3 protein-coding genes and 1 tRNA gene are annotated in these 2,208 nt (G+C 67.3%); 1 reads left to right on the top strand and 3 read right to left on the bottom strand.

Annotated elements, in window-relative coordinates; translation table 11 throughout:
- From DQW06_RS21305 to DQW06_RS21295, 3 genes are all read right to left on the bottom strand, one after another.
- On the bottom strand, positions 1 to 220 hold a 220-nt coding region (locus DQW06_RS21305; RefSeq protein ID WP_117199170.1), incomplete at its 3' end, for a hypothetical protein.
- Between the two features lie 56 nt (positions 221 to 276).
- On the bottom strand, positions 277 to 528 hold the full coding sequence (locus DQW06_RS21300; RefSeq protein ID WP_013156080.1) for a hypothetical protein: 252 nt from the start codon (positions 526 to 528) through the stop codon (positions 277 to 279).
- Between the two features lie 807 nt (positions 529 to 1,335).
- Positions 1,336 to 1,417, bottom strand: a tRNA-Tyr gene (locus tag DQW06_RS21295).
- A gap of 232 nt (positions 1,418 to 1,649) precedes the next feature.
- Here DQW06_RS21295 and DQW06_RS21290 point away from each other — a divergent pair.
- Positions 1,650 to 2,147, top strand: a complete 498-nt coding sequence (locus tag DQW06_RS21290) for a YajQ family cyclic di-GMP-binding protein (RefSeq protein WP_013156079.1) — start codon at positions 1,650 to 1,652, stop codon at positions 2,145 to 2,147.
- Positions 2,148 to 2,208: the final 61 nt, after the last annotated feature.

Below are 2,208 nucleotides of genomic sequence, written 5' to 3'. Positions count from 1 at the left end.
TGCAGTCGCCGGTGGTGTCGGGCGACAGGATCGGGATGGTGACCGCGACCAGGCCGACGGTGGCGTCGGTGTTGCACAGCTGGACCGGGATGGCCTGCAGGTTCTGGTTGTACTGCTGGTCGCCGCCGTGCGAACCGCTGGCGGAGGCCGGGGAACCGGCGAGGACGACACCGAAAGCGGCACCAGCGACGAGGCCGACAACTCCGAGCTTACGCAGCATTGAATTACCCTTCGAGAAAGTTTGAGATAGCGTTTCTTGCGGACGGATTGCCGGAACTAGCTGATGTTGGTGCCGACGGGGCCGTTGGTGCAGTCGCCCGTGGTCTGCGGCGACAGGACCGGCACGGTCACGGCGACCAGGCCGACGCTGGCCTGCAGGTTGCAGGACTGGATCGGAACCAGCTGGAGGTTCTGGTTGAACTGCTGGTCACCACCGTGCGAACCACTGGCGTGAGCCGGGGCTCCCATGAGGAGCGCGCCCATCGCGGCACCGGCGACCAGGCCAGCAACGGCCATCTTCTTGAACATGACTTCCCCCGAGAATCGGTTACGAGGTATTGACAGAAAAAGACTCAGGCGCTTGTTGCACCTGTGTCGCGGTGGACTGGGGCAATCATCATCCGGCCCCCAGTTTTTGTCAACGCCGAAACTCGCGAAGCATTTTGTCCAGATTGTCTCGACCATTCTTTTCGTGCTGACCGCGAATGGCCACATTGGCTTTCTTTCCACTCGACCCACCCAAAGGGCCGACGCCGTGCCAAGACGGATCCGGACCGGCGAAGCGGACACACCATCCGCTATCAGCACAGCAGGGACGGGGTCGGCGCGCCAGCCCTCCAAGGACAACAGCGAAACCGCAGGTCAGACCTCATTCGAGCACGTGACCGGCCCTCGGTTCCACCGAAGGGAGAGCGGACATTCGCGTTATCCGCCCGTGTCCCGACCGCGATGAATCCGCGACCGGCCGAATCCGGAAAACAGCGCCGCGCGGGGTCCGGAACGCCCTCCGACCCACCAGGGGGCGAGGGGGATGTGACCCGCGTCTCCCCCACTGCGGGGCGTCACACCCGCGCCGGAGCGGAGGCGCGCCAGGGCCGCCGCGCGGGGACCCCGGGCCGCCTCGGTCGGCCCCGGGGACGACGGCCAGCGCGGGCGGCCGCGACAGGCCCGGGACGGGCGCGGGGCGGGCGCGGACCGCGCGGACGCCCGGGAGCGCCGTCTGGGAGCGTTCCGCAGCTGTTCCACGGACACCCGTGAACAGCCGTGGACGACCGGGAACGCGAGAAGGCCCCGGTGTCCAGCGTTCGTGCTGGTCACCGGGGCCTTCTCCCCGTGTGGCAGGTCAAGGATTCGAACCTTGGAAGGCAAAGCCGACGGATTTACAGTCCGCTCCCATTGGCCGCTCGGGCAACCTGCCTGGGCTGCGGCGACGTGTTCGTCGCGGCGCATCACCGAGAATAGCGGATGATCCGCCCGAACCTGAAATCGGTTGTCCGGGCGCGCCCCGACCGGGCACGTCGGGCGCCCGACCAGCGCGCGGCTAAGCTCTGAGGACCGTCCGCGCGGGATCCGGCGCGGACCGACGAGAACCCACGCGGGCGTCCACGGGCGCCCGCGACCCATGAAGACCTAGCGGGGTGTGAGCGAACGTGGCCGCCGAATCCAGTTTCGACGTCGTGTCCAAACTCGACCGTCAGGAGGTCGACAACGCGCTGAACCAGACCGCCAAGGAGCTGGCCCAGCGGTTCGACTTCAAGGGCACCGGGACCACCATCGCCTGGCAGGGCGAGGACGGGATCGAGGTCAGGGGCAACTCCGAGGAGCGGGTCAACGCCGCCCTGGACGTCTTCAAGGAGAAGCTGGTCAAGCGCAAGCTCTCCCTGAAGATCCTGGACCCCGCCGACGAGCCCCGGCTCTCGGGCAAGGAGTACCGCCTTCCCGTCGGCCTCAAGGAGGGCATCACCTCCGAGGACGCCAAGAAGATCTCCAAGCTGATCCGCGACGAGGGCCCCAAGGGCGTCAAGGCCCAGATCCAGGGCGACGAGCTGCGCGTCAGCTCCAAGAAGAAGGACGACCTCCAGAACGTCCAGAACCTCATCAAGGAGAAGGACTTCGACCTGGCGCTCCAGTTCGTCAACTACCGCTAGCGGTGGCGGACCGGCAGGCGTAGCCGGCGGCGAGGGCACGACGGCCGCCCGTCCCCGAGGG

The organism is Nocardiopsis sp. TNDT3, from assembly GCF_003427465.1.
Classification (GTDB): Bacteria; Actinomycetota; Actinomycetes; order Streptosporangiales; family Streptosporangiaceae; genus Nocardiopsis; species Nocardiopsis dassonvillei.
This window is presented reverse-complemented; position numbering and strand designations above follow the sequence as displayed.